Consider the following 24582-nt stretch of genomic DNA (forward strand, 5'->3'; position numbering starts at 1 on the left):
GTGAAGCGCCGGACTGACTTCCTGCGAGAACAGGCCGCCAGCCGCGCGAGGGCTGGTTTATGAAGCTCACCGCCGAACGTCCCGACGCCAACCCGGAAGCCGCAGCGCGCAAGCTCATCGAGATCGCCACTAGCATCGAGCCCGTGCAAGACTGACGCATCCGTATCGAGAAGATCAATGCGCCGTTCCTCTACAAGCTCAAAGCCACCGGCGAGGAGTTCGGCGCCGGCATCAAGAGGGCGGTCGAGCGCGGTCGGCTCGAGCTGCACGAGAGCGGGACCTATGTACGGCTCCTACAGGCCGAGACCGCCAACTGAGGCGCTATGGAAGGGAGTCTACATTCGCGACGGACTCAAAGTCCCGCGACTCCAGGCGCGCCCTATCGCCTTCCTACGGCCTTGCCCTTGACGTTTGACGCGGGTTGCGCCGCCGTTCCCGGTGTGCGGATGCTTGCCGTTGGTCTTTTCTTGGATCCGGCGATGCGCCCGACGGTCTCGTCTATTTGTCGGAAGAGTGGTGTGAAATCGGGAATGTCTATCATCGCTACCAGCAAAGCGGCTATCCATAGGTAATTGCCGGAGCGAACATCGCGAGCAAGCAGAGCGTCGCAACGACTTCGTACTTGGCCTTCTGTTCCTGCGGGACTGTTTGCGCTGGCATGTCGAGGATGACTACCCTATCGGAGACGACCTCGCAAACGCTCTACGGGCGCTCGGCGCTCATGTGATCGGGCCGGTTACCGAACTCTGCGACGCGATGTCTGTCGAGCACGATGGCTTCGATGTCGCCGTGGTCGATATCAACCTGCATGGATGCGCAGCCTTTCCGGTCGCGGACGAACTCATGCGCATCGCAAAGCCCTTCATTTTCACGACTGGCTACGGTGCCGAGACCATCCCCGCCCGCTTCCAGCATGTGCGGCGATGGGAAAAGCCGTATGAGATTGAGAAGGTCACGGCTGATGTCGCCGAGTTGTATCGCTCACAGCTTCATCCTCTGCTCGCGGTGTAAGGAGGACGGGCACTGCCCCTGGAATTCACGCAACGGCAGCGACGCCTTTTGGCGCGACCCAGACGTGGATCTTCCCACTCCATGGAACTATCGACGACGTTTGAGGAACGCGAAACAATTTCCCACTCTGTAACTTAAGTTAATCGTGGGGCCCGATCAAAGAAGTCGCGTCATGGAACCGATCAGCCGAATATCGGACCACATCGACCATAAGACCGCCCGGTCGATCTGTGACGAGGTGGGTGAAAGGTTGCAACAGGACTTATCTCGCGAAACTTCGCCCCTGCCGCCATACCTCGAACGTCTAATCGATGAGTTGCGCAAACAGGAGCGTCATCTAAATGATGGCGTCGAAAGCTGGCGCGCGCCCGCTGACTAGCGGCGGCCATCTGAGCGTGAAGAAAAGGCGGCGCCGCACTCGCTCACCCGGTGGCGCTTCCGCCGATTTCGCCGTTCAGTGCATGTTGCGTCTCGGCGGTCCCGGATTGTCTGCTCTCGCGCCGCAATTGGGGGCCAAGCAGACGTGCACGGCGTGTGCTCTATGTTGGCACGGTTCACATCGAGGGGCGCGAGAAGGTTGCAGATCATTCGGTAGTTGATTGAGCGCACCTTGGTGGTCGGACCGCCTCACTTGCAGAGCGTGATGCCGATCATAATCAGCGAGCCGATTGCGACCACCACCGGGCAGATAAAACGGCAACTCTTCAAGTTAACTCCGAGCTTGCAAATCGACCTTACCAAGATTCATTGCGTGCATTTGCGCTATTCCATTCTGGCTCGTCATCAAATCGCTGCCGAACCTGCGTTCCGCTTTTGCAGCCTAGGCGGAGATTAGGACGAGACGGCTCGTTATTCGTCGCTCCAGTCTAGCGGACTGGCGGAATCAGCCGCCACCATCAATGCCGTGCACCAGCAACAGAAGGGTATCCGCTCCCGCCTTTCGGTCCTTTGCAATCTCCCGATATTGGGCTGACTCGAAGAACCCGCGGAAAGCCGTCGCATTTGAAAAAGACAGAAGCACGATCTTGTCTCTATCCCAACGCCCCTCGATGATTTCGGGCTGCTCATCGGCTGCCAACAGCCTTCCTCCGAATTGCTTGAGTACGCCCCTGAAACGCGCAGCGTAGCGTTCGTATGCCGCACGATCGGTGAATTTGAGCTGTCCAACGACGTAGACGGTCATGAAGGGTCCTCCCATTTGAGACTTTGGATGTCATCCGGGCGTTGCCGTTGGGCTCTCATCTACCTCGCCTTCGGCACGCTCTCGTCGATCAACAACTTCGCCGCCGCGACCGCCAGTAAGGCCGGCAAGGAAGGGACGCTCAAGAAAACTAAAAAGTGCCTCCACAGTTACCGGACGCCGCCGGCGATTGTGACTATTGTCGGTGCCGGGAACGGTCGGCAAGGAATTACGTTCCATACAAACATAAAGAACACTCCTAGCGGTCAACTTGAAGAAGGCTACACTCGGCATATGAAAAAGACGTTCTCCGACAAAGTGCGCGATATCGTCCGGAAAATACCGAAAGGCAAGACGATGACGTACAAAGAGGTCGCTTCAAAAGCTGGAACTCCGAAGGCCGCACGGGCTGTCGGAGCCGTTATGCGATCCAATTACGATCTGTCGATACCGTGCCATCGCGTCGTTGCGAGCGACGGGAAGATGCGCGGGTACAACCGCGGTGCGCGCATCCGCTGATCGCTCTGCGGATGAACGCGCGTATGTTCTCATTGGGTCCGAGGATAAGGTCCGGATTGGCCCCAAGAAGCGGCGTCGTTTAGATCAGCTTCAGTCCTTTCAGACTGGCGTGACCTTGCTTGCCGACGATGATGTGGCCCTGGATCGCAATACCGAACTGCTTCGCGATCTCAACAATCACTCGCGTCATCTCGATGTCAGCACGCGATGGTGTTGGATCTCCTCCCGGATGATTGTGCATCAGCACGACCGGACGGCATGATGTCCGCTTGGGGCGACCGCCAACCCTGAACAATGCCGCCCCGCATGATCTTGCAGTAGAGACCGAGCGATTGGTACTTGCCTTGCCGTGATCTTCTCGAGCGCTACCGCTCGAAGCACGCGCTCTCTCCTATCGGAGCCGCGGCGATCAGCGCTCGGTAGTGGCTCTCGTACTCTCGTAACATTCGCTGCACGGAGAAGCGCTCCTCGAACCGCGCGCGCACTTCCGCACGCCATCGCCTCGATCATGACTAGGCCGAACGGTTCGGGCCAATCAACTGGAAACAGTAAGGCGGCGGCCTGCGCAAGGAATGGCTGCTTTTTTACTTCGTCGACCTCGCCGACTAGCTGAATTGTCTCGCTGTCGATATGAGGCTCGAGATATTTTTTGAAGTAAGCGGTCTCGGCACGCGGTATCTTTGCAGCGATGCGCAGTGGCTTTCCGGCTGCGCGCTATGCGGATCGCGTCTTCCGGACCTTTCTCCGCCGTAAGGCGCCCGAGAAACGCCAGATAGGATCCTTCTCCGTACGACGGCCGAAACAGGTTCGGGGGCAGTCCGTGTTGGATCGTGCCGCTCCAATTTGCATCCGGAAGTGGTAGGCGCTGATGGTCCGAAATCGAAACGAAGCTGGCTCGTGAAAATTTTCGAACTACACCGGGCAGCCCCGGTAGGTCGAGGCGCCCGTGCATGGTCGTGAGCAATGGCACGCCCAGTCTGCCGAGCAGCGGGAGGTGTAGCCAGTCGATGTGACCGTGGATCACATCAAAGTCCTGCGCTCGTTGCGAAACGGCTTCCAGCAGCAGCGCGTAGGCCGCATTTGGATCTGTACGCTGCCGTCCGAGGCGCAGCGCGCGCGGCCATACGGGCTGAAGCTTCCCTTTCGTTCGGGAATCGCCGCTCGCGAACAGCGTGACGTCGTGCCCAAGTTCGACCAGCTCATCCACCAGCCACGCCACGACTCGCTCCGTGCCGCCGTAGAGCTTAGGGGGAACGCTCTCGGCCAATGGAGCAAGTTGGGCGATGCGCATCGATTCCCCCCAGACTGGAAGCACGGCCCGAAAGACGAGCACGACCGCCGCGGATAGGAGCTCCGAGATAGCGAGCAACGTCCAGGCTGGCCTGGCGCTGTCGAGCGTGACTCGCCTGACGAGCCCCTCCATCGGACTCAACATTCGTCTTCGGGAAGGCGCTCCAGGTAAGCCAGGCCGAACCCTGTCAGTTCTTCGGCGTCGCTCACACGCGCTTCCCGTCTCCCTTGCAGATGTCGCTCAAGCAGGCAGCGGCGGCTATCCGCGGCATCGACGTCGCGATGCTTAGCCCGAAACAGGGACCAGACCGTATCCACGGCCGTTCGCAACGAGACATCGGCGACCATTTTGCGACTCCGCAAAAAGAGACTTTGTCGGACGGCAACTCGCCTGATTGGCGTGAGTTTCCGGTTTTTCCCTTAAACTTCCGGCTAGTGACAGCACAGGCCGTGGCGTCCTCGTCAGGCCGGCGGGAGCAACCGATCACCACGTTCCAGAGAAATCGCGATGGTCGAAAGCCAGACGTTTTTCTGTCGGCCTGCGGACCGGCTTCGCGGACCGCTTCGCGCGAGGCCTCTGCCGCGCGACTTTCTGCGCAAGCGGCTTCTGGTCTTCAGTCTTCGGCGCCGTCGCCTCCGTCATCGCCGCGAAAGCTTCGCGGGAAGATGAGTTGGCCACTTCTGCCGCTGCTGCCATCGGCGCGACCATCGCCGGGCTATGCGTGTCGAGCACGATTTTTTCGGGAAGGCTCCGCGCCGAGCGAATGCGAATGGTCGTCTTATCGGGGTCGGCGGAGTGGGCGTGATCAACCGACGCAGGAAGATATCGGTCGGCGGCAAAGAGCAGCGCGGTCAAAAAAAGGCCGACGAAGACGAAGTACCTGATGATCAGCATGGGACCGCCGTTCTTTTAAGGTTAGTATTTTTGCGTCGCGCGACGGCTCGCGGCGGGGCCGCCTCCTCACGGGCCCGCCGCGACGGTCCTAGTCCACCTCCTGGACGGCAGTTCGGGTGGCCGGATCCACCAGCATCACGCGCTCTCCGGAATAGACGTACCGATACTTGGTCAGCGACGGCCCCCATTCGGCAGGCACCGCTTCGAGCTCCACGCCGCTCGGCACCGGGGATCCGACGACGATCTTCTCGCGCGTCTCGACCGGACGGATCTTGTGCTCAGTTACGTAGCTCCGAATCTTCGTGCGGTACTCCGGCTCGATCTGCACCGCGGCAGTATGTCCGGCCCCGGTCGTCGTGATGGTAGACTGGGCAAACGCGCCGGTCGAAATCAGCGCGGCTGCCACGGACAGCAGTAGCAACTTCCTCATGTCATTCTCCTCGCCGCTGAATGCGGTCGGCGCGAAAACCTCCAATGATGGCAATCGTTCCCTGCGCGTGCCATGCGACTTGCCACGTTTTCCCTGCGAGCCCGCGGAACCGAGCAGGTGTTGCGCGATTGCATTTGGCGGACGAGGGTCGATCCCAGCGCTGCTTGACCCTTGATGCTCTCAAGAATGGAGGAATCATGCGCACGTCGGATGTCGTGGAGTTGCGTGAAGAGGCAGGACTGGCAACGAAGCTGGAAGACGAGCCATCGGCCTGGCGCAAGCGGCGCCTCGCGCGACCGAAGTTTTCGATGAGTGGCGTCCAGGTCGTTCGGCTTCCGAGACGTCGGCTATCGCGTTCGGCCGTCGGGCGGTCGTCAGCCGTTCTTGAGGGTCGATCTCACCTCCCGTACGGACCAAGATTCGCCTGCGCGTATGACCCGGGCCACGCCGCCGGCGCCGATGAGTGCATGAGAACCGACGTCGCCCTTCGTCGCGACGACGTCAAGCTCGGTTTCCGGCTTCCAATTGAGCGTGACGTCGAGATCGCCCGGGAATATCTGCCAGCGCGAGCCATCGTCGAGTTCGACGATGTGACTCTCCGAATGCGACCTGATCTTCATGGCATCTCGATCGACCGTGCGACGCCGGACATCAGTACGATTTTCATGGCATCCGCGCGTCCATGCGAGCCGGCAGCCTGTGCGGAGTGAACGTTCACTTTTGACCGGACGGCGCTTGAGCATTCGCCTTGTTGGGATCCGACTTGTTCGCCTCGTGATGGCCGATCACGCAGCCGACCGCTGCGCCGAGCTTGCCATGGCCCGCCACGTGGCCGGCAACGCCGCCGACGATGGCTCCCTTGATGCATCCTTTTGCCTCGGCGGCGCCAGAGGAGATCAGAGCAACGGCGACACAGGCAACGGCGAGTATGGACTTCATGATAAACTCCCAACGTCAATCCAACGATTCAATCGCCATACCTACCGTCAGTTCCTCGCCTTCGCAGTGGAGATCGAAAGGAACGAGACTCAGGCGCGCTCCGTTACACCGCATCTATGTTTCTAAAACGAGGAGGATTTACGATGGAAACGGAAAGGCGTGAAACAGGAACGCTGATCGGCAGCGATAAGGTCGAGGGCACCGCAGTGTACGGCGCCGATAACCAGAAGATCGGCTCGATCGAGCGTGTGATGATCGACAAGGTCAGCGGGAAGGTGTCGTATGCTGTTCTCGGCTTCGGTGGCTTCCTGGGAATCGGCGACGATCACTACCCCCTCCCCTGGCAATCCTTGAAGTACGATACGGGCCTTGGCGGATATCGATCCAATCTCACCGCAGAACGGCTGCGGGGAGCGCCGAGATACGGCAATGACAACGACTGGAATTGGGAGGACCCGGGACGGGCGAGAGTGGTGAACGAGTACTATTCCGGATTCTGACCCATGCTGGTCGCCTAAGATGGGCGATGCCGTAGCAGGCAACGACGACGGCATCGCCCCCGCATCCATCGCGCGCTGACTAAATGTTCTTGCTGTCCAATCCGATTATCCGAATCCTCTACAGGGAAAGGAACAGTAGCCGGTCAGCCCGCGTTCCATTGCCATCGTTGCGAGAGGAGACGTCAAATATGGGAATCTTCACCAAGGACATAAAGTCAATGGAAGATCTGCTGATCCACGGTCTCCAGGACATCTACTATGCCGAACGTGAGATCATCAAGAACATCCGTCAGCGCCTCAACTAAGCCCGCACTATTTGGCGGTCTTTTCATTTTCGAATGTCACTGATGGCGCATCAGCGAAGTGACGGCACGCCTCTGCGAGGCTCACGCTTGTTCCGGAAACGCTCACAGCCATTTGTTGTGGACTAACTCTTCATTAACGCCTGCGCCGTCACCATACTCGTAGCTAGTGTTTGGGCATGGAGGTTCTTTTAAGATGCTTCAGACCGCGCTTGTCATTTTTGCGGGCGCATCCCTGTTCGGCCTAACGGGTATTCTGTTTCGTGATGAAATCACGAGCGAGCGCTGGCTTAGAGGACAAAGGGCCACTAATGCTAATCGCCGGTCCGCAACCTCCCGATAGTCGTATGGCTGACCCCGAACGTCCCGGCGATATCGCTTAGGGCCTCCCGGCCTCGCGCCGTGCCAGCGCCTCGCGTTGCTGATGTGGCGTCAATGCCGGTGGCTGCCGATATGCACCCTTCGGGCCATCGCCTTGGCCCTGCCTTCGCTGGTACGGGGTCAGCGGTCAATCCTTCGCCTTCAGTCGTGCTTCATTTTCGGCAATAAACGCACGAATCTCATCGGACATGCTCAGAAGCTTCAACCATTGCTCTTTATATAGCGTCACTGGAAAGCGCCCCATTCCGTAAACGGAGAGGCCGCCCTTTTCACTTACTTTCATGCGGACGCCTTCGGACGCTCCCTTCTTGAGAGTCTCGTTCTCTCTGCGGAGCCGTTCGAGCTCAGCTTTCATATCATCATCGGACATGGCAGCATTCTCCCTCTTGTTACCGTGATTTTATCACGTCGCTTCCAACTTTCTGGCATTTCTTCTCCGCCCGCATGAAAGCCATGGCCTGGGTGACACATTCCTAAAGTCTCTCTTGAGGCGCGCCCTGGAAAATGTACCGGAACCGCCAATGGCTACCCTCAACCTCGTTTTGGCTGATTTCACAGATGCGCTCGTCACACGTGAATGGCGAGGCATTGACGTTCTGATCGAATCCAAAATTAACAGGCTCGTGTGGGCTATAGAAAACAAAATCGATTCGACAGAATCCGAAGATCAGCTCACCTTTTTTAAGAAAGCGAGCTGCTTCACATGCTGTGGCTTCTCTTAATTGATATAAAATAAACGAGACAACGGTTCTGCCAGGTGTTGGCTGATGGCGTCCGTGATCGCGCCGAGAGAATAATGGAGATGACCATGAGTGTGGCGCCTCTCTTTCAACGGGTGGTGATCGGTGCTGCCGAGTCGTCATTAGATGTCGCGGGGTCTGCGCTCTTGCCGGGCGCTTGCGAACGCGGACATGGGCAGGGCAATCCTGGCGTTGTACAGATCGGCCGCTCGACCAGTCATGCGCGACTTCGGCACCGGCTTGCCACGACCAGCCGTTAAACCAGGCTTGGCATTGATCGCGACGGAAGATTCCTACTGCGGCGGCGAGACGCTCGCGCGCCGTTCTGCCGAGCGAGCCCAGGCAAAGGTCGCCGTTGCGGAAGGGTCATTGGTGGATGTGCCAACAGCCAAAACAAGGAGCTGACGCGATCAACGCGTTCGTGGCAAACCTGAACTAGCTAGCACTAGCTGAGCTGGACGCCGCGCGCCTTGGCAGCCGCGAGCGCTTGTTTGGTTCGGATCGATGTTGCGGCGCTCCTTCTCCGCCAGCGATGCCGAGCTGGCGAAGGAGAACAGGCGCAATATGCAAAGACGCTGCGGCTGAACTTGATCGAGTTTCGCCACCTGCCTGTCGAGAAGATCGCTTACGAACTGACCAGACGGAAGGTCGCGACGCCGCACGGTGGCTGCTGGCATGGCAGGAAGGTGGCAAGGCTGCTCGACCGGTTGCATCTGCGGTGATCACTGGGCTTCAATCGAGCCGGGGTTCTCGAGCGCCACGTCGGTGAACGTCCCGCCGATGTCGAGGCCGAGCCGGATTGTGTGTGTTGGGAGGGGTCACACTCGAAACCCGCATTGCGATGCAACGCTAATTCATCCGCCGCAACGATGAAAGCGGGCCGCGCAGGCGGTCGCGCGACACCTCAATACTTCGCATGCCCCGGAGTGCGCGGGAACGGGATCGCGTCGCGCACGTTGGAAAGCCCGGTGACGTAGGCGAGCGTGCGCTCGAAGCCGAGGCCGAAGCCGGCGTGCGGTACCGAGCCGTAGCGGCGCAGGTCGCGGTACCAGCCGTAGTGCTCCCGGTCGATTCCGAGTTGCGTCATCCGTGCATCGAGCATGTCGAGCCGCTCCTCGCGCTGGCTGCCGCCAATTATCTCGCCGATGCCGGGCGCCAGCACGTCCATGGCGGCGACGGTCTTTGCGTCGTCATTCACCCGCATATAGAACGCCTTGATGTCCTTCGGGTAGTGCATCACGACCACGGGCTTCTTGGCGTACTTCTCGGTGAGATAGCGCTCGTGCTCCGCCTGCAGGTCGACGCCCCAGCGCACCGGAAACTCGAACTTCTCCTTGGCGCCTTCGAGCACCTTGATCGCTTCGCCGTAATCCATGCGCACGAAATCGGATGCGACGATGCCTTCGAGCTTCGCCACCAGACCCTTCTCGACCCGCTCGTCGAAGAAGGCGAGATCCTCGTGCCGCTCCTTGAGCAGCGCCTCGAAAGTGTACTTCAGGAGCCGCTCGGCCAGCGTCGCATTGTCGGAGAGATCGGCGAACGCGATCTCCGGCTCGATCATCCAGAACTCGGCGAGATGGCGGCTGGTGTTGGAGTTCTCGGCGCGGAAGGTCGGCCCAAACGTGTAGACTTTGGTGAGCGCGAGGCAGTAGGCTTCGACATTGAGCTGGCCGGACACGGTGAGGAACGCCTCGCGGCCGAAGAAATCCTGGGCGAAGTCGATCTTGCCCTGCAGCGTGCGCGGCAGGTTGGCGAGGTCGAGGGTCGACACGCGAAACAGCGCGCCCGCCCCCTCGGCGTCGGACGAGGTGATGATCGGCGTGTTGACCCAGAAGAAGCCGTTCTCGTCGAAGAAGCGGTGGATCGCCTGCGCGAGCGTGTGGCGCACGCGCGTCGCTGCGCCGATCACGTTGGTGCGCGGGCGGAGGTGCGCGACCTCGCGCAGGAACTCCATGGTGTGCGGCTTCGGCTGGATCGGGTAGGTATCCGGGTTGTCGACCCAGCCGATCACCTTGATCGCATTCGCCTGCATCTCGAACGGCTGCCCCTTGGCAGGCGACGGCACGATTAGGCCAGTCGCCTCGACGGCGCAGCCGGAGGTGATCCTGAGCACCTCGTCGGCATAGTTGGGTAGCGTGTTGGGTGCGACCACCTGCACCGGGTGGAACGCCGAGCCGTCCGAAAGGTGGACGAACGAGATACCCGCCTTGGAGTCGCGTCGGGTGCGCACCCAGCCCCTGACAGTCACCGGTGCATCGTTCGGCGCCTCGCCGGCGAGGATGCTGCGCACGTTGATGTTGTCCATCGGCGAAGATTAACTCGGCGGCCGCGACATTGTCCAGACGCACGGAAGGGTTCGGGCGATGCGGGGCCGTTACTCCCGCTCTTTCGGGGTCGGCGCCCATTGCGTCGCCGCCAAGCGCCTTCGCGGCTTTGAGTTCGACGGCTAGTCTCCTCACGACACTCAAGTCCGAATATAATCGAAGAACACGTTGCCTCTCCGGGCTGGACGACGAGGGGACGAGTCGAATGGTTCGACCGCAGACAAGATCGTGAACACGAGCTTGCTGATGCCGTTGCCGAAAAAGTGTGTCTCGGCATATGTGTCTTGGAGACCACAGCCGCCACCAAACTGATTAGCCGCGGCAGCATTTTGCTGGACTTTTCGCCACAAGCAAAGACCATCCAGCGCATCCTCAACCGTGGATGCATTGCATCACGGCATGGTCCACGCTAGAGCGGCCGTAACTTTTAGAGGTAGACACATGTCATATGCCTATAAGCTGAACCAAGACGTTCGCCACCAGCCCCAACGTCCACAAGGACGTGCCGCAACTGATTCACCTATGATTTACACCATCGTTCAACTTATGCCCATCGAGGCAGATGGACGTCTTAGATACCGCATCAAGAGCAAGTCGGAGAATATCGAGCGAGTCGTTACGGAAGATCAGCTTTCGTATTCTCAGTGATTTAGCGCGCTTGATGACGGTAGGAGTCTAGTCGTGCTGAATGATCGAGAAAATATCCTGAGTGCGCTCCGCGAGAACCCGCTCAAAGTGCGCGAGGTCATGAAACGCGCCAATGTCGTGAATGAAGAAGCTTGCCAAGACCTCCTGTTGAAAATGCGAGACGAAGGCTTGGTGAAATTCGATATCCACACAGGGCGATGGATCATCGGATGATTTGCGAAATTGCGGGGACCATCTAGCGTGATCCCAGGAGACTCACTGGGCTCTTAGGAACACGCTCAGACTTGAAGGATGGAGCGTCTACTCTCTTGCCGGAACATCGGCTGGGACACGTAGCCGGTAGGTTGATTTGCCATTGAACAACTGCCCCGCCGAGTCACGAAGCCGTGGCGAAACGCGAGATGCGCGATCAGGTTGCCGCGCTGGCGCAGGCTGCTGCACCGAACGCAGATGCAGCGATTGAATTTGGTCAACCAATCCAGTTCGCGACATCGCGACTGACGACAAGCATCTACAACGCAAATTCGCCCGGCGCGGTGGCCTTCGGCGAGACGCATGATGCGGTTGGTCTTATCGCGTGGCTCTGGGGCGACCAGATCATCGCCAAGCTCGACAAAGCCATCGACGATGCCGCTGACGACGGCGCGGCGTTGACGCGCGAGCAGCGCGAGGTGCAGGAGGCGCAGGTGCTCAGCGACATGCTCGCCGTCGAGCGGCGCGAGGTCGCGTTGATCTTCGCCGCTGAGGCGCAGGGCACCATGATCGATTTCCGGCCCGACACCTCGCCGCAGGCACTGCTCGGCCTGCGGTTGGCAATCGACCGCATGCCAGCCGGTCAGGGACTTCGCCCGAGCATGTCATCACGTTCGGGGGCACGCGATGGTGACGCGTTCGTGCAGCCGGGAGCGCGGTTGCCTGCCGAGCCCGGCATGCACGGGCTCAAGAGAGGATCGGTGTCCCGCTTTGGATTAAACTCGCAGAACAGTGGCAGCGAACATGGGCGGAGGGGCAAGCGCCATTCGAGTTAACTCTGCGTTTTGGCCGCGCCCTGGGGGCTTTCGTCCGCACGCCTGACCAATTCGAATATGGCGAGGTGAGTGTCGTCCACCCAATATTCAAGCGTGTCACCGCAAATCGTACAGGATGCATGACTGGTGTGCGGCACCAGGAATTTCTCGGCTGTACGGTGGTACTCAGCGCCGCAATTGTTACATCTGACAATTGTCGCCATCGAAAGATTATGCGCCCGCGCTCAACCGCTTTCCAGTGGGGATGGCTGACCTATCAAAGTAGTCACAACGGATGCCCCAGCGATGAGGCGGGAAGCGGGATGGGAGCGTTGTGTTGCTCCTAAGCGGCGCGCTCCGGTCTCGTCGGTGATCTCGCGGAGGTGTGCTATTGAACCTTCGGCGAGCCCGCGCGGGACCGCCGGAGAATTGGAGCGGCGGATGCCGCGAGTTAGGAGAACCCCTGTTAGTCGCGGGCGGCGCTCACCTCTATTCGCCGCGTGGCTTGCGATCCAGTCGCGCGGCCCGGTGTGCGAGCGTTGGCGATCATAGTTCACGAATTTCTATGGCCGTCCCTCTTTTAGGGGAACCACCAAAACCTCCGCCCGCGCTTCGAACGCTCCCAGGCTGGTGGCTCGTCCTCGCAGTCGGGAATGTGTGGAGGCGCGTTGCCTTCCAGTTCAGCGATCCGATCAACCAATTTTCGTAGGCACGTCGGTACCAGTGAGGTGTCGCGCGCGAGGCTATGCTGAAGCCGCACACCGATCTCCTCGCAGATCGCCCGACAATGGTCGAGTTCTAAAGCTTCGGTTAGGTGAGGGTCTTGTGGCGGAAGGGGCTTCGCCATGGCTGCCACCGTTGGCTTGATGGGCACAGCTTCGTTATTTGTTCCCTGCCGCCGCCGCCGTCATAACGCGGAAGGTACTTGCACCGATCCGGCGGAACCGAAACTTTTTTATCATAGGTGAATTTATCGATGGGGCTGCCCGAGGCGGAGGCATGCCATGGCTGCCATATCGGTGCGCGACGCGTTTCTTACGGTCGCCATCATGTCCGTCACTTTCCTAATCGAAATCGGCTTTTTCGCCTTGATCGGGGTGTTCTGAACGCGCGCTCTGGGCACCGCACAAATGGAGGAACCATCCCTATGAGGACCGAATATCTCGCTGCGATTGTGATAGCTGTTCTCGCCGCTGGTACGGGGCTGACAGTCAATTCTGTCGGCTCGCTGCCTTCCGAAAAGCAGTCCATGCCGAGTGCCGGGCAAGCAGCGGACCGGTTAGCTGAGGCCGTGGATCTGCCTCGGTCCGGTGGCTAACAGCCGGGCGCAACTCAAACTCATCGCTCCTAAGCGCTTTCCCAAAATCCCTTGGCGCCGCCGACCGCACATGAAGCGACCGTGCGCCCGTAACCGTCGAGGCTCATCGGCGTGCATGAAACGGGCCGACTACCGATGAATGCCGCCAATTCGTTGGCCGCCTTCGCTCCGCATCGATATCCAAGGCTACGTCCCCTCGACAAATCTGACTGCTCTCGGAGCATCGATGCCCCAGAGCCGGATGCGCGTGCCGTGGAGTTCGAGGGTGTCGCCGTCAATGACGCTTGTTTGGCCGGGCAGTTCGGCTGCAAGAACTGGTAACGCGATCATCGGGAGGAAGAAGGCCAGGCAATCGAAAGAACAATCCCTAAGCGGTGCCATCCATTAAGATGTGCCATCTTGCCCCACGACCGAAAGCCCATCCATCGCTGTCCCTGCGATCCATCTATGCTGCGACTTTATCTTCCTTGTCGGCTCCGCGCGCAACGATCATTAGCGCCTTATCCGGCAGTGGCCGCTGCAGTGCCTTTGCCTCATCCCACGGCGCGCGCATCCAAACGTCGCGCTCCTCATCGGTCGTCAGGATCACCGGCACTGCCTTTGGATGGATCGGCGCGACGACCGCATTCGGCGCCGTCGTCAGGAGGCCGTAGACCTGATGCGGTCCGGGGATCGGCTTGGACTTGGTTCCTCGGTCGCCCCTGATGCCCGAAAACGCGCAGAGAGGCCGGTCATCATTCAGGGCGAACCAGACGACATTCTTCTTGGTCTCAGGGTTCGGCTCCGGCGCGTATTCGGCGAAGCTGTTGAATGGCACAAGGCAGCGGTTCTCGGGCTTCAGCCAGCCGCGCCAGTGCGGTGACGACGTGTTGCGGATGTTGGTGACCGGCGGCCCACCCGTGCGCGGCGGCGGTGGCATGCCCCAGCGCATGAGTGTCATCTCGCTTCCGGCCTCCGTGTTGCGGATTACCGGCGCGGGATAGTCAGGGAAGACGCCGGGCATCGGTTGCAAGTTGCCGACGTAGCGGTTGACGACGCGGAAGAGTGCGAGGATGGCGGCTTGGTTGGTTGTGATGCTGTACAGATTGCACATCGCTGAGGATCATCTTTATCGGCAGCTTTGTTCTATTTCTCAAGCCAACGTCCTGGTCTATTGCGCCGACTACCGTTGCAGCCACTCTATAGCCCTCAGCGCCGATCGCTGGGTGGATGAGGTGCGGCTGTCCGACGTCGAGCCGCGCTTCGTCTGCCGGGCGTGCGGCCGGCGTGGCGCGGATGTCCGGCCAGACTTCAATTGGAATGGGACGCCGGTCGGCATGGGCTATCGCTGACCGCTCGGCTTCTATCCGCGAGCAGGCCGAACGTCGCGGCGGCCACCTGTTGCAGGAGATGGCAGAACGCGGTGAGCGCGACACCGGCAAGGGCAACCTCAATCCGGTTTTGAAGTCGCAGGCTGCTACTCCCGCCGACCTCGGCATCACCAAAACGCAGTCGTCACGCTGGCGGCCCAACTGTCCGCAAACGAGCATTGTTCGAACAGTTGCTTTGCTGGCGGCGGGGAAAGCTCAATAAAATCACAACGCGGGCCGGTCGCGCCAGCCATCGAAAATCGAACTGTTGCATCAAAGCGGGCTCAGCCGCCGGACAAACCGCGCAGCCGAGCCCGGTGAGTTCGCAAATTTCCTCGCAATCAGTTACGCGGGCTGCTCGCCCTCGGCCGGCGGCTCGCCTACGGGCTCGGCTGGGGCCTCGACCGGCTCCGCAGAGATGACGGGCTCCTGCTCGGGCTCGGCCACGGCCGGGGCCTCGACCGGCTCCGCAGAGACGGCGGGCTCCTGCTCGGGCTCGGCCACGGCCGGGGCCTCGACCGGCTCCGCAGAGACGGCGGGCTCCTGCTCGGGCGCGACCTCGATGGCCGGGCTAGGCGTCGGCTCGGCGGTTGGCTCCACGCTCGGGGTGGTCTGATCGGGTTCGTCTGGTGCCATAGGTATTCCCTCCCTCAAGGGGTGACTTTGTTAGACATTTGGATTTGGAAGAGTGGTCGCGTTGCCTGCGCGAGCAGGCAAGTCCGCAACGTGTTCATTTAACGCACAACGCGAACCTTCCCGCAATATCGTAGGTTCAGCCGCGCTGTGATTTTTTTTTGCGCGCGACGACAACACGCCAGTGAATTCGCCAGCGCCAGCAAACAGCCGTCGCTACTTCACTCTGACCGCGATCGGCGGAATGATGGGCGATGTCCGACCGCCCGACCAAGATCAGCTTCGGCGAAATGCGCCATTGCGCGGACTGCCACTGCAGCCATTCGGTTGCGATCAGCGGCCCCGCGACCCGTGTCAACCGACTCAGCCTATCAAGGCTCTACAATCAGCCGTATGGCCGGGGTCCGCGGCCTCGCCGCGCCGTCATTCTGGATCGTAGGCCTGAGCCAGAGCCGCCGTCGCCGCAATCGCGACGATAGCCGAAATGAGTCTGGGATGGACGCCTTAGCCTCTTCGGATCGGGCTGAAGGCGAAGTCGAAATAATGCTCGCAGCCCGACCCCAAAAGATCACCTTCGGCGAGATGCGCCAGATGGGCGTGCGCGGCGTCCTGGTCTATTGCGCCGACTATCGTTGCAGCCACAACGTGGCCCTGAGCGCCGATTGCTGGCCCGACGATACGCGGCTGTCCGACATCGAGCCGCGGTTCGTCTGCTCCGCTTGCGGTCTGCGTGGGGCCGACGTTCGGCCGGACTTCAACTGGAACGAGCCTGTGATCCCAGCCATGGGATACCGATGAGGTTCGCTCTGGTCAGTGCGCTCAGGACGGAAATAGCTTGTCCCGGATGTACCGCGAGGTGGGGGTCAGCCGGAGACCACGGGGCTTGCGCCAGGCAGCCTTGTCGATCTCTTTCTTGTCGCCGATCTTTAGGCGACCGGAAACCGACTTAGCCACGAAGATCGCGTCGCTCATCTTTCGGCCAGATCGGCGGTTCTTCGCGTTCACTTCCTTCCAGAGCTTCACAGACCCAAGCCTAAGATTGGGCAGCTCTTCGCTGATCTCTCGGCGAAGGCATTTCCTCTCGCTCTCACCTACGCGCTTGCGCCCGCCTGGAAACATCCAGAGCCGATCGCTCCGACGTCTCACGACGAGCACCCGCCCCTTTCTTGCCGCGACAAGCTTTGACGATTTCGCCATTCCCCGACTCGACTCGGTAGGTGGTAACGTCAGTATAGCTAGCAACATCACCGCAGAGTTCCGTAGTTTCCCGGATAAGAACCGGAATGGAACTCGGGCAAACTTAGAGGGATGCCAAAGGGTTCCAACGGCGAATCCCAAGTTCCGGTTTGCGAGGCGTGCGGGCGCGAAATGACGCCGTTGGGCGTACTGCCGGCGATCAACAACAGGCCCCGCATACGCGTGTACAGGTGCTTGCCCTGCGGCAGGGTCGCGAACGTCGAAGAGGAATAGAGCGACTTAGAACGGCTCGCATCTGCTTGACCGGGAAGGATATGCAACCAAACCCCTGTGAGCGAGGACGGTCCGAATCGCGCTAGGACTAGCTCATGAAGCTTACCTGCGAACGACCCTACGCCAACCCGGAAGCCGCAGCGCGCAAGCTCGTCGAGCTCGCCGCCTGCATCGAAGCCGTCCAGGACGGTCGAATCCATATCGAGAAGATCAACGCTACGTTCCTCTACACGCTGAAGGCCAGCGGCCCTGAGTTCGGCGCCGGGATCAAGCACGCAGTCGAGCGCAGTTGGCTCGAGCTGCACGAGAGCGGGACCTATGTGCGGCTGATAAATGGGCAGGCGGCCTGATCCAGTTAGACAAGATCAGAAACGCCGAAATGGCGACAGTGGTCGCCCCGAGAGCGCTGAAGGAGAATGGGAAATAACTCTGGGGAAGGACCATGAACCCGCTAAGTCAGACTTATCGCCCCAGCGTCCCAAGGTGGAACGGCAATTGGCGCCAGTTCATGCACCACTAGCGACGAGCGCCGATCCTGGGCGAGCCACGGATCCTTTTGCCTCGGGCGGGTCCGATGAACCCGCCGCCGGCCCACCAGCCGCCATATGGGTCCACCATGGGAGCGTCGGAGTAAGGGGCATAGGCGAGAGCGGATTCCTGAAGCTTGAGTTGTTGCATCTGAATCTCGGCTTGGCGGCGCTCAATCGCGATCTGCTTTTCAATCTGCATGCGCTCCCAGGCGCGCCGGTTCTGTGCTTGCAACTCGGCATTGTCGAGGAGTTCGCCGCCGGGACCATAGACGTGCTGGATGTCGCCAGCGATGACCCGGACTTGCTGGGCAAAACAGGGCATTGCCATGGCGACGGAAGTCGCAATCAAAACAGCTCTCAGCATGTGCGAGGCTCCTTCCGTGCTGATCGACCCCCGATTCACTCACTCCACGCGCATGACGGCGGCAGCTAAGACAACGGGCACCCTGATCATCACAACGCCCTCGTGATGAGGACAGAGCAGACGCCAATAATACCGCCGCTCGGCCCGTGCATCGAGAGAGTCCACTAGTCGACACAGGGCAGATTAAATTTCATGACCAGTAGCGTTACCCCGAAAGAGGTACTTACGGATCGCGGGCTCAGATTCATTTTTGTTATTTGCTGACGCGGGCATCTGTCGAATGATCTACGCTACCGGGCTGGCTAAGCGATTGCAGTTTCGGAGTTCCTATTGCAACCCCGGTGAAAGGGCCGCCGCTCCAAACGCAGCGGCCCTTTGCTCTGTGCTCCGTTGGACACTCAGCAGATCAATATCCGTTCGGCGGTGCGCAGATGGACGGCTCCGGCTCGCTTTCAGCCAGCCCCGCGCGCTGGAGCCGTTCTCTCTCTACTGAACTTGGGAAAAACTGGCAGAGGGCATTTGAAGCGCTGATCCTGGTGGCCCGAGCAAGGCGGTGACCGTGTTCGCCCGCATCGGCATCATGCGGGCCTTGAACCGCCACGACGTCCCAGCGTTCAATCCGAAGGAAAAAAACCGCATTTGGGGCCGGCGCAAACTGAAGAGGGATCAATGACCGTCTTCGTCTACGTCAAGACTGCCAAGCAGGTCGGCGACGCAGAGCACATCAAGATCTTCGTGACAGTCGATGCCGCGGAAAAGTGGTTCGAGGAGAACGACCCGGAGGGCATCGCCTTCGAAAATGATGTGATCGAAGAGTGATGTGAGTGAGTGCCCGCCAGCACGCTGGCGGGCACTTCGCCAATCAACCAACCCGAAGATTTCCAGCGGATTCTTTGCCGCGGTCCGAAACTATTTCGTAGCTTACCTTCGCACCCTCGTTGAGGCTGCTCAGTCCGGCCTTCTCAACGGCCGAGATATGGACAAATACGTCCTTGCCGCCCTTGTCGGGTTGAATAAATCCATAACCTTTGGTTGCGTTAAACCACTTCACCGTCCCTGTAGCCACGTCGCTTCTCCCCATAATTCGAAACGTGAAAGGATGGTGCCATAAATCTGGCGAAACAAAGGGGGCTAGCGTGAACCGGCGGGCCTGATGTCGTCCCACGGGACCTTGCGGCAAGCGCGGCGCGATCCTCGGGGGGCGGATCAGAGCCGACCATGATGGGCATCTTCCTCATGAAGCTCACTGCCGAACATCTCTTCCCCAGCCCGGAAGCCGCAGCGCGGAAGCTGGTCGAGATCGCCAGCGGCATCGACTTGGCAGAAACTTCTCCGGCCCGCGATGCCGGCCCGGCAAGATGGCCCATAAAATCGTGTCCTTGAGCTCGCAGTACGGGCTGAGCGTGTTCTGCGCAGACTACCGTTGAGCTTACTCTGGCGGCTGCGAACCTGGGGATCGCAACCACCCAAACACGTGCCCAGCGTTTTCGGCTTGGCGCGCCTTCTGCAGAAGCTCCTCGCGACGAATGCTAGGAGGCATGCCTTCGGCTTGCTTGCGAAGATTGATTGCCTCTTCCGCTAGTCGGTCTTCAAGTGCCGATGATTGGTTGATAGGTCGTCGCGGCCACATGGCGCTACTCCCTTATTTGATTAAGGCGGGAGCGCGATCGGGCGTTCTCATCACCGATAGATACCAACGGCAGCGCGGTGATACCCGTCAACGTTTGGGGATTCTGGTTGGTTGCTGGGCGAACTGTCCGTATTCAACCCTCCAAGCATCCAGAATTGACGGGTGCCTGCGGCAAGCGCGGTGCCCATCCTCAGGCCGATGTTCCCCCGGATGAGCTAGGGCCGCCGCTATCGTTCGCGCGGCTCGGCCGCGTAATGCGTCTTGCTCCCTGCCAGAATTCCACCGGGCGATCACGCACCAACCGTTGGGCGGCTGAATGGCTTGGCTCAGGCTCGCATTCAAGGTCGTGCCATTCGAGCACGTTGCCTCGTTCGTGTACGAGAACCGATTCGACATTCGGCCTTTCCGCCATATCTTTACGCGCCATGCGACCCTCCAGGCGACCCGTTCGCAACCAGCGCCATCTTGTCACAGTGAGCTTGGACGTAAAGGATCGTCCAGAAAACCGACAAATGGCGCATGCGCCTGATTTCTAATGTTGTCGTAGAGGCCGAGCGAAGGCAAAAGATGATGAAGGTAGCGGTCGGACTTCTCGCCATTTTGTTTGCAACGAGTGCGTTTGCTCAGAGTCCTCCACCGAAAGCGGCCAAAAGACCGGCGGCGGCGCAGGCCAAGCCACAGGCGCCAATGGGTTGCAAACTGGTCGGCACCGTTAAAGGCACCAAGATTTGGGCGGGCGATTGTGCCGCCCCGTCAGAGCTCAGGGGTAGCACACCGGCCGCCGAGCCCACGGCGCCGGTTGCACCACCCGAACCACCCAACAAACCGTAGCGACTTCCCTTGCGCTCGCCCTCCGGTTACGGAAACATCCGTCGCGCGGTCGAGACTCCGGGTTGAGGGCGAGGCAATGACTGAGGCTGATCTTCGCGACCTGTTAGAACTCGCCGAACAACTGCTTGCTAAAGTTCGTAAGCTGCCACCAGGATCCGAGCGAGAAGAGGCCTTGCGCGAGATTGCCAGCTATCTTGATACGCTCGCCGCGATCTCCGCGAAGGTGAAGTCCGAGTCCTAAGCCATGACAGAATCTGAACGAGAAGGCCGATTCGCCCCAACAGCAATAAGAATGCGGGCGATCCGCCGCGCATCGGCATATCCGACGCCGCAGGCGTTTTGTGAGTTTCTTGGAATCAGCGGCCTCTCGGCTCTCAAGTGTCGAGGACGGCTTCCCGATCTCGCGTATGATTCAGGACATCATCATTGCGAAGATGCCCTGGATCTGTCGCAGATCGGTTTATGCGTCGGACCGTTAGCGATCCACTTGCGCTCATGTTTGCTTTCACGACTTCCAGTATTCCTAGACTGATCAGTATGGGCAAATAGAAGGCCAGCATAGGGTTGCTCAAGGTTCGACTGGGAAAAACCGTCACTGTAAATTGGGCTGCCGCTGTGTTCGTTCCGGTGCCCTACCGAGAGGTGATCATCACCTGAATCCTTCGATCAGCGTCCTCCAGCCGAGCGCATCGTTCTCCATCAGCAGAAAAACGCCAAGCGCTGCCAAGTGGCGTGGCAACTCGCAATCGGGACGGGCGCGCATATCGCTGACAAACGCGACCGCGTTTTTAAGATCGCCGCGGTCGTGATAAGCGAAGCCCGTTGCTTGCACCGCTCGACATTTTTGTCGCGCGACATGTCAGTTATCGGGGAACGATCCATTTCGCCTCGCCGCCGATGACTGATTCCGGTAGGAGCAGTTGAACCGAACGGATTTGACTTGTCTGTTCGAAAGCGACACGCAGACGCGTTTTCCAACCGCAGTGTGGGAATCAGGACACAGACGCGCACGCCGGAACCCGTATCTCTCGCGCCGAGAATCCGAGCGAAAAGAGGCCGCTTGCGTTGCCACAAGCGGCTCAAGTCTAGAAAGAATCAGCAGGCACTCGCTGTGCTGCCCGTGTTTCGCACCGTGGTGCATGCCTATGTTGCGTCGGTCTTGGTTCAGACCGCTCAATCAGGCGCATGCAATACGGTCCATCCGTTACAGCAACGTCTTGGGCGATGGTTGCTGCTCGCACGCGATGCCTTGCAATCTGACGACATTCCACTTACCCACCAAGTGCTCGCTCAACTTCTCGGCGTGCGCCGCGCGGGGGTGACCGAGAGCCTTATTCTACTCAGAAAGGAGGGGCTCATCGAAATGATGCGCGGTCGGCTTGTCATACGTGACGCTTTTCGACTGGCGCAAAGCTCCTGCCCTTGCTGGCGGTTGATCAAACGCGAGTACGAGCGCCAGCTTGTAAGCACCGAAGCTGGAGACATCGGAGCGTTGCCCACGCAAATCACAAGGGAAAGAACGGCCTCGGATCACTTTCTCCTAAGGCAAAAAACCGTGTAAGGCCTATGCTGGAACGACCGGCGCGAGGTTGGGGGCTGGACGGCTGGCTGCTTGCTGCGGCGATCACATGGTCGCTGGTCGTCACTGGCCTGTTGCTTTGGCTTCTCTTCTTCGTCTGACAATGCGAGTGCAGGGTCACTTGATGTGTGCGCGAAGCTTTGCAAAGGCCCGATCCGTTGCCATGAAGCGCGTCAACATGGGGGCGATCAGTTTGACCGGATCGCCAATGGGCTGACCACTCTCGCGCGCAAGTAACTCGGCATAGGCGATCAGGTCTCGGTGTACGCTCGCCGGCAGCTCATGTGTGACCTTGACCGGCTTGTCGTCGGTGAGCGCCCCGAGTTTGAGTTTGGCCATGCTGCTAGCCCCCATACGGTTCGAGCACGAGATCGCGATTGACGATGACCTGCACCGGAAATCCCGGTCGAATGGTCAGCGTCGGCTGGATGTTGAGATTGCGTCTAACGATCTGCTGGCCGGTTTGATTGAGGGAGTCCCCTGCCCCCCGTCGTAGCGCAACCAGATCACGTCATTGCAAAATCAGGCGCAGATGCTGATCAACCAGGGAAAGAACCTGGCGACCCTGCCGCTCTCGTCCCTGTTACAGCTCGAGCAAGGACCTGCCCTTCCATCAGATCACCATGCCGCGCTCCCGGCTGAACGCCCCCGGGTCCCCCACCCCCTTCAGCGATAGATGTCCACCGCGACGGCCGCCAGAGCTGTTAGCCGTAGCGTGTACTCACTGGTGGCGTGATGGGCAGTCTGGCCGATCAGTCCGGCCACAGCCGCTAACGGCGTCGAGGCACTGCTATCTCGCCGCTCATCTCGAATTCTTCGATGATGAGGCCGCCAAGCTGGCTGCCGTGGAAGATGCCGGTGAGCTGACGTTCGATAAACTTGTATTCGGCGCTGCCCTCTTGCGCGTGGCTCAAGCGATAGACCAAATCGGAGATCGTGTCTTCCAGCTCGATCTCTTCGGCGGTCCTCGGAACGATAGGGTCGTAAACAGTCATTGGTCCCTCGGTGGCGGCGACTTTTGCAGGTGGGGCTGTGGCGTTGAAGCAGGACGGTGAGCGATCGTGAGCGAACTGGCGCCGCCGACGCGCCGGTAGAACTCGTCTTCCTCTTCTTCGGTGTAGGGCGGCTCGTGATAGTAGGTGCCGTTCTCCGCCATCTTCCTGACCACGCGCGACCTCCACCACCGTCGCGATTATTCTACCCCAGCTGAGAGGAAACAACCACGGCGCAAGTGCAACCACCGTTACCCCGCCGAACGGTGGAGGTGCCGACAGGCTGGAGGCATGACGCATTGGTCCTGCACACACGGTCACCGCAAAAATGAATCGCTGCGATTCCGAAAACGCGGATCGTACAGATCCTAAACGGTTTGGTTTAGCCAATATAGCGGCTTGGCCTCCTGTCACTCCTCGGAGAAATTACCAAAAGTGCTAGACGCTGGAGATAAGACGAAGGCCACAGATTGGCGAAGCAAGCCATCGCGCGGCATGATGAGAGGCGTACGACCCGCAGGCCTCTTTCTCTTTTCGAATTCGATCTGGCCCATCTTGGAGCGTCTCACGCGGCGATCTGGAATTTGACATGGTTTGCAAATGCGCTATCTATAAGTCTGCATTTGATCGGTCCCATCTTCGATGTGGACCTGCTGGACAACCAGTATGGATTTCGTCCGAAGCTGGACGCCAAGATGATCCTGAGAGGACCTGACGGTCCCGCCAACCAGCCTTAGACCGGCAACGGTGGCACGACGATGTGGCCCGCAAGGGCAACAGTAGGTCGCCAGTCCTCCAGATGCGTGTGCCATCTCGGAGGATTTTTTATGCTGCAATCACGACGTGGATTTCTGATCGGTGCTGGTGCGGTGCTGACGACGGCGTTCGTGAGGGACGCGCGCTCCTTCATTCACCGGAATAACGAGCCCCTGCTGACCTCGCCTTCACAGGCGACCGAGACCATGTATTGGTGTGAAATTCCAGACGAGGGTTATCAGCTTACGCTTGGCCCGTGGAGCATTGCGCCACCCCCGCCAACGTGGAGAAAATTCTTTATCAACCAGGGCATCCCGCACCGAACCGGGATGGAAATCGAGAATATCTGCAGCTCGCACTTGATAGAACCGGGAGATTTCGACAGGCCCATGAGTAGGCGCTACTGGGAGGACTGGTTCGACACCGAAGGTGGTCCCCTCGCTAGGGCTTATCACCTGCTCCAAAAAATCGACCTCGGCCCTGAGCGCGGCTCCGAGCGAGGACCGCTCCTAGAGTTCAACATTGGATCCCACCCCGGCGACAGCACACATTATGTCAACGCGAAGGATATGTTGTCGCTGTCGCTCCTACAGGCGCGGCTCATCGACCTCGGCGTGCCGATTAAGATTGTGGAGGGTACCTAGAGGTGCAAATTGGTTAAACAAGCCCTGGCCCTTCAGAGACCTCACCGGTGGCCGTCTCTGTTTCACAGAGAGCCAAAAGCCGCTTCAGCGACATCGATGTCAAAGGGCGCGGTTGCCCATCAGTACGCGCTGGAACGTGCCAGTGCCGATGCCCAGGGCCTTGCCGACGAAAGCCGTTGTGTCCGCTCTTGGGGGCGAACCGGAAAACATCTGCTCGGGTTGAGGTTACCGGTTGTGACCCTGATGTATGGTCCGGCCGCGCGTTGCAAGAAGATTTCGACGACCTGGCGGTGAGCGGTCTTGCATCAATGTATCCGGCC

36 protein-coding genes, 4 pseudogenes and 1 riboswitch are annotated in these 24582 nt (G+C 59.7%); of the genes and pseudogenes, 18 read left to right on the forward strand and 22 right to left on the reverse strand.

Annotated features, from left to right (window positions below):
* The coding region (locus Q2941_RS42940) for a hypothetical protein (RefSeq protein ID WP_458196309.1) at positions 1-269 on the reverse strand (269 nt) is incomplete at its 3' end.
* 379 nt (positions 270-648) lie between these two features.
* Here Q2941_RS42940 and Q2941_RS42945 point away from each other — a divergent pair.
* Both Q2941_RS42945 and Q2941_RS42950 read left to right on the forward strand, forming a co-directional pair.
* The gene (locus Q2941_RS42945; RefSeq protein WP_458196310.1) at positions 649-1011 is read left to right on the forward strand and encodes a response regulator; all 363 of its coding nucleotides are present in this window, start codon (positions 649-651) and stop codon (positions 1009-1011) included.
* A 643-nt stretch (positions 1012-1654) separates the two neighbouring features.
* On the forward strand, positions 1655-1846 hold the full coding sequence (locus Q2941_RS42950) for a hypothetical protein (RefSeq protein ID WP_254107731.1): 192 nt from the start codon (positions 1655-1657) through the stop codon (positions 1844-1846).
* 48 nt (positions 1847-1894) lie between these two features.
* Here Q2941_RS42950 and Q2941_RS42955 read toward each other — a convergent pair whose 3' ends face one another.
* A complete protein-coding gene (locus Q2941_RS42955) occupies positions 1895-2194 on the reverse strand; it encodes a DUF1330 domain-containing protein (RefSeq protein ID WP_254107733.1) in 300 nt (99 codons plus the stop codon).
* Between the two features lie 27 nt (positions 2195-2221).
* Between Q2941_RS42955 and Q2941_RS42960 the strand changes: the two genes are divergently transcribed.
* Entirely contained in the window at positions 2222-2710 is a 489-nt protein-coding gene (locus tag Q2941_RS42960; protein WP_458196311.1) for an MGMT family protein, read from the forward strand.
* A 79-nt stretch (positions 2711-2789) separates the two neighbouring features.
* On the opposite strand, the pseudogene Q2941_RS42965 reads toward Q2941_RS42960, so the two are convergent.
* From Q2941_RS42965 to Q2941_RS42995, 7 genes and pseudogenes are all read right to left on the reverse strand, one after another.
* A pseudogene (locus Q2941_RS42965) lies at positions 2790-2987 on the reverse strand (JAB domain-containing protein); the annotation flags it as partial.
* An 88-nt stretch (positions 2988-3075) separates the two neighbouring features.
* Positions 3076-4001: pseudogene (locus Q2941_RS42970) on the reverse strand (glycosyltransferase family 4 protein).
* A 137-nt stretch (positions 4002-4138) separates the two neighbouring features.
* Positions 4139-4348 carry a hypothetical protein gene (locus Q2941_RS42975; RefSeq protein WP_458196312.1) on the reverse strand — a complete coding sequence of 70 codons (210 nt, stop codon included), beginning with the start codon at positions 4346-4348 and terminating at the stop codon, positions 4139-4141.
* 136 nt (positions 4349-4484) lie between these two features.
* The gene (locus Q2941_RS42980; RefSeq protein ID WP_458196313.1) at positions 4485-4895 is read right to left on the reverse strand and encodes a hypothetical protein; all 411 of its coding nucleotides are present in this window, start codon (positions 4893-4895) and stop codon (positions 4485-4487) included.
* An 88-nt stretch (positions 4896-4983) separates the two neighbouring features.
* A complete protein-coding gene (locus Q2941_RS42985; protein WP_458196315.1) occupies positions 4984-5325 on the reverse strand; it encodes a DUF1236 domain-containing protein in 342 nt (113 codons plus the stop codon).
* A 374-nt stretch (positions 5326-5699) separates the two neighbouring features.
* A complete protein-coding gene (locus Q2941_RS42990; protein ID WP_254107737.1) occupies positions 5700-5945 on the reverse strand; it encodes a hypothetical protein in 246 nt (81 codons plus the stop codon).
* Positions 5946-6039: 94 nt separating this feature from the next.
* Positions 6040-6264 (reverse strand): hypothetical protein, encoded by a 225-nt coding sequence (locus Q2941_RS42995; protein WP_458196316.1) that lies wholly within the window; start codon positions 6262-6264, stop codon positions 6040-6042.
* Positions 6265-6407: 143 nt separating this feature from the next.
* Between Q2941_RS42995 and Q2941_RS43000 the strand changes: the two genes are divergently transcribed.
* Positions 6408-6764, forward strand: a complete 357-nt coding sequence (locus Q2941_RS43000) for a PRC-barrel domain-containing protein (RefSeq protein WP_458196317.1) — start codon at positions 6408-6410, stop codon at positions 6762-6764.
* An 810-nt stretch (positions 6765-7574) separates the two neighbouring features.
* Here the strand turns inward: Q2941_RS43000 and Q2941_RS43005 are convergent.
* Positions 7575-7817, reverse strand: a complete 243-nt coding sequence (locus tag Q2941_RS43005; protein WP_254107743.1) for a hypothetical protein — start codon at positions 7815-7817, stop codon at positions 7575-7577.
* Between the two features lie 52 nt (positions 7818-7869).
* On the opposite strand from Q2941_RS43005, the gene Q2941_RS43010 reads away from it, so the two are divergent.
* From Q2941_RS43010 to Q2941_RS43020, 3 genes are all read left to right on the forward strand, one after another.
* The gene (locus Q2941_RS43010) at positions 7870-8169 is read left to right on the forward strand and encodes a PD-(D/E)XK nuclease family protein (protein ID WP_458196330.1); all 300 of its coding nucleotides are present in this window, start codon (positions 7870-7872) and stop codon (positions 8167-8169) included.
* A gap of 237 nt (positions 8170-8406) precedes the next feature.
* Complete coding sequence (locus Q2941_RS43015) at positions 8407-8592, forward strand: hypothetical protein (protein ID WP_458196318.1); 186 nt, start codon at positions 8407-8409, stop codon at positions 8590-8592.
* Between the two features lie 65 nt (positions 8593-8657).
* Positions 8658-8909 (forward strand): hypothetical protein, encoded by a 252-nt coding sequence (locus Q2941_RS43020; RefSeq protein ID WP_458196319.1) that lies wholly within the window; start codon positions 8658-8660, stop codon positions 8907-8909.
* 182 nt (positions 8910-9091) lie between these two features.
* Here the strand turns inward: Q2941_RS43020 and asnS are convergent, their stop codons facing one another.
* Positions 9092-10492, reverse strand: a complete 1401-nt coding sequence (asnS, locus tag Q2941_RS43025; RefSeq protein ID WP_458196320.1) for an asparagine--tRNA ligase — start codon at positions 10490-10492, stop codon at positions 9092-9094.
* A 700-nt stretch (positions 10493-11192) separates the two neighbouring features.
* Between asnS and Q2941_RS43030 the strand changes: the two genes are divergently transcribed.
* Both Q2941_RS43030 and Q2941_RS43035 read left to right on the forward strand, forming a co-directional pair.
* Positions 11193-11372 (forward strand): hypothetical protein, encoded by a 180-nt coding sequence (locus Q2941_RS43030; protein ID WP_254107747.1) that lies wholly within the window; start codon positions 11193-11195, stop codon positions 11370-11372.
* A gap of 188 nt (positions 11373-11560) precedes the next feature.
* The gene (locus tag Q2941_RS43035) at positions 11561-12187 is read left to right on the forward strand and encodes a hypothetical protein (protein ID WP_458196321.1); all 627 of its coding nucleotides are present in this window, start codon (positions 11561-11563) and stop codon (positions 12185-12187) included.
* Positions 12188-13929: 1742 nt separating this feature from the next.
* On the opposite strand, the gene Q2941_RS43040 is transcribed toward Q2941_RS43035, so the two are convergent.
* Positions 13930-14577, reverse strand: a complete 648-nt coding sequence (locus Q2941_RS43040; protein ID WP_458196322.1) for an SOS response-associated peptidase — start codon at positions 14575-14577, stop codon at positions 13930-13932.
* Positions 14578-14759: 182 nt separating this feature from the next.
* Here Q2941_RS43040 and Q2941_RS43045 point away from each other — a divergent pair, with 182 nt between their 5' ends.
* Positions 14760-15056, forward strand: a complete 297-nt coding sequence (locus tag Q2941_RS43045) for a hypothetical protein (protein WP_458196323.1) — start codon at positions 14760-14762, stop codon at positions 15054-15056.
* 122 nt (positions 15057-15178) lie between these two features.
* On the opposite strand, the gene Q2941_RS43050 is transcribed toward Q2941_RS43045, so the two are convergent.
* Both Q2941_RS43050 and Q2941_RS43055 read right to left on the reverse strand, forming a co-directional pair.
* A complete protein-coding gene (locus Q2941_RS43050; protein ID WP_458196324.1) occupies positions 15179-15469 on the reverse strand; it encodes a hypothetical protein in 291 nt (96 codons plus the stop codon).
* A 136-nt stretch (positions 15470-15605) separates the two neighbouring features.
* Entirely contained in the window at positions 15606-15824 is a 219-nt protein-coding gene (locus Q2941_RS43055) for a hypothetical protein (RefSeq protein WP_458196325.1), read from the reverse strand.
* A 185-nt stretch (positions 15825-16009) separates the two neighbouring features.
* Between Q2941_RS43055 and Q2941_RS43060 the strand changes: the two genes are divergently transcribed.
* Positions 16010-16264, forward strand: coding sequence for a hypothetical protein (locus Q2941_RS43060; RefSeq protein WP_254107751.1), 255 nt, complete (start codon positions 16010-16012; stop codon positions 16262-16264).
* A gap of 21 nt (positions 16265-16285) precedes the next feature.
* Here Q2941_RS43060 and Q2941_RS43065 read toward each other — a convergent pair whose 3' ends face one another.
* Complete coding sequence (locus Q2941_RS43065; RefSeq protein WP_458196331.1) at positions 16286-16663, reverse strand: NUDIX hydrolase; 378 nt, start codon at positions 16661-16663, stop codon at positions 16286-16288.
* A 368-nt stretch (positions 16664-17031) separates the two neighbouring features.
* Here Q2941_RS43065 and Q2941_RS43070 point away from each other — a divergent pair, with 368 nt between their 5' ends.
* Entirely contained in the window at positions 17032-17286 is a 255-nt protein-coding gene (locus Q2941_RS43070) for a hypothetical protein (protein WP_254107754.1), read from the forward strand.
* A gap of 166 nt (positions 17287-17452) precedes the next feature.
* Here the strand turns inward: Q2941_RS43070 and Q2941_RS43075 are convergent, their stop codons facing one another.
* Positions 17453-17830, reverse strand: a complete 378-nt coding sequence (locus Q2941_RS43075) for a hypothetical protein (RefSeq protein ID WP_458196326.1) — start codon at positions 17828-17830, stop codon at positions 17453-17455.
* A gap of 669 nt (positions 17831-18499) precedes the next feature.
* Between Q2941_RS43075 and Q2941_RS43080 the strand changes: the two genes are divergently transcribed.
* Positions 18500-18649, forward strand: a complete 150-nt coding sequence (locus Q2941_RS43080; RefSeq protein WP_458196327.1) for a hypothetical protein — start codon at positions 18500-18502, stop codon at positions 18647-18649.
* 43 nt (positions 18650-18692) lie between these two features.
* Here Q2941_RS43080 and Q2941_RS43085 read toward each other — a convergent pair whose 3' ends face one another.
* Complete coding sequence (locus Q2941_RS43085) at positions 18693-18896, reverse strand: cold-shock protein (protein ID WP_254107760.1); 204 nt, start codon at positions 18894-18896, stop codon at positions 18693-18695.
* A gap of 152 nt (positions 18897-19048) precedes the next feature.
* On the opposite strand from Q2941_RS43085, the gene Q2941_RS43090 reads away from it, so the two are divergent.
* Together Q2941_RS43090 and Q2941_RS43095 are read left to right on the forward strand one after the other, a co-directional pair.
* Complete coding sequence (locus Q2941_RS43090; protein WP_458196328.1) at positions 19049-19213, forward strand: hypothetical protein; 165 nt, start codon at positions 19049-19051, stop codon at positions 19211-19213.
* Between the two features lie 1154 nt (positions 19214-20367).
* Positions 20368-20532: a hypothetical protein gene (locus Q2941_RS43095; RefSeq protein ID WP_254107763.1), complete on the forward strand. Its 165-nt coding sequence runs from the start codon at positions 20368-20370 to the stop codon at positions 20530-20532.
* Positions 20533-20940: 408 nt separating this feature from the next.
* Here the strand turns inward: Q2941_RS43095 and Q2941_RS43100 are convergent, their stop codons facing one another.
* Positions 20941-21123: a hypothetical protein gene (locus Q2941_RS43100; RefSeq protein WP_254107764.1), complete on the reverse strand. Its 183-nt coding sequence runs from the start codon at positions 21121-21123 to the stop codon at positions 20941-20943.
* 228 nt (positions 21124-21351) lie between these two features.
* On the opposite strand from Q2941_RS43100, the gene Q2941_RS43105 reads away from it, so the two are divergent.
* On the forward strand, positions 21352-21852 hold the full coding sequence (locus Q2941_RS43105; RefSeq protein WP_254107765.1) for a Crp/Fnr family transcriptional regulator: 501 nt from the start codon (positions 21352-21354) through the stop codon (positions 21850-21852).
* A gap of 135 nt (positions 21853-21987) precedes the next feature.
* On the opposite strand, the gene Q2941_RS43110 is transcribed toward Q2941_RS43105, so the two are convergent.
* Positions 21988-22209 (reverse strand): DUF2274 domain-containing protein, encoded by a 222-nt coding sequence (locus Q2941_RS43110; protein WP_254107766.1) that lies wholly within the window; start codon positions 22207-22209, stop codon positions 21988-21990.
* A 4-nt stretch (positions 22210-22213) separates the two neighbouring features.
* Positions 22214-22369 (reverse strand): annotated as a pseudogene (locus Q2941_RS43115) (TrbI/VirB10 family protein); the annotation flags it as partial.
* On the opposite strand from Q2941_RS43115, the pseudogene Q2941_RS43120 reads away from it, so the two are divergent.
* Positions 22370-22468, forward strand: a pseudogene (locus Q2941_RS43120) (P-type conjugative transfer protein TrbJ); the annotation flags it as partial. It abuts the pseudogene before it with no gap.
* A 172-nt stretch (positions 22469-22640) separates the two neighbouring features.
* Here the strand turns inward: Q2941_RS43120 and Q2941_RS43125 are convergent.
* Together Q2941_RS43125 and Q2941_RS43130 are read right to left on the reverse strand one after the other, a co-directional pair.
* Positions 22641-22865 carry a hypothetical protein gene (locus Q2941_RS43125; protein WP_254107767.1) on the reverse strand — a complete coding sequence of 75 codons (225 nt, stop codon included), beginning with the start codon at positions 22863-22865 and terminating at the stop codon, positions 22641-22643.
* On the reverse strand, positions 22862-23038 hold the full coding sequence (locus Q2941_RS43130) for a hypothetical protein (RefSeq protein WP_254107768.1): 177 nt from the start codon (positions 23036-23038) through the stop codon (positions 22862-22864). The genes Q2941_RS43125 and Q2941_RS43130 overlap by 4 nt, the downstream gene beginning before the upstream one ends.
* Positions 23039-23553: 515 nt before the next feature.
* Positions 23554-23653, forward strand: a riboswitch (SAM-I-IV-variant riboswitch).
* A 36-nt stretch (positions 23654-23689) separates the two neighbouring features.
* Between Q2941_RS43130 and Q2941_RS43135 the strand changes: the two genes are divergently transcribed.
* Entirely contained in the window at positions 23690-24262 is a 573-nt protein-coding gene (locus Q2941_RS43135; protein ID WP_458196329.1) for a hypothetical protein, read from the forward strand.
* The last annotated feature ends 320 nt before the right edge of the window (positions 24263-24582 follow it).

This window comes from Bradyrhizobium sp. UFLA05-153, from assembly GCF_054185185.1.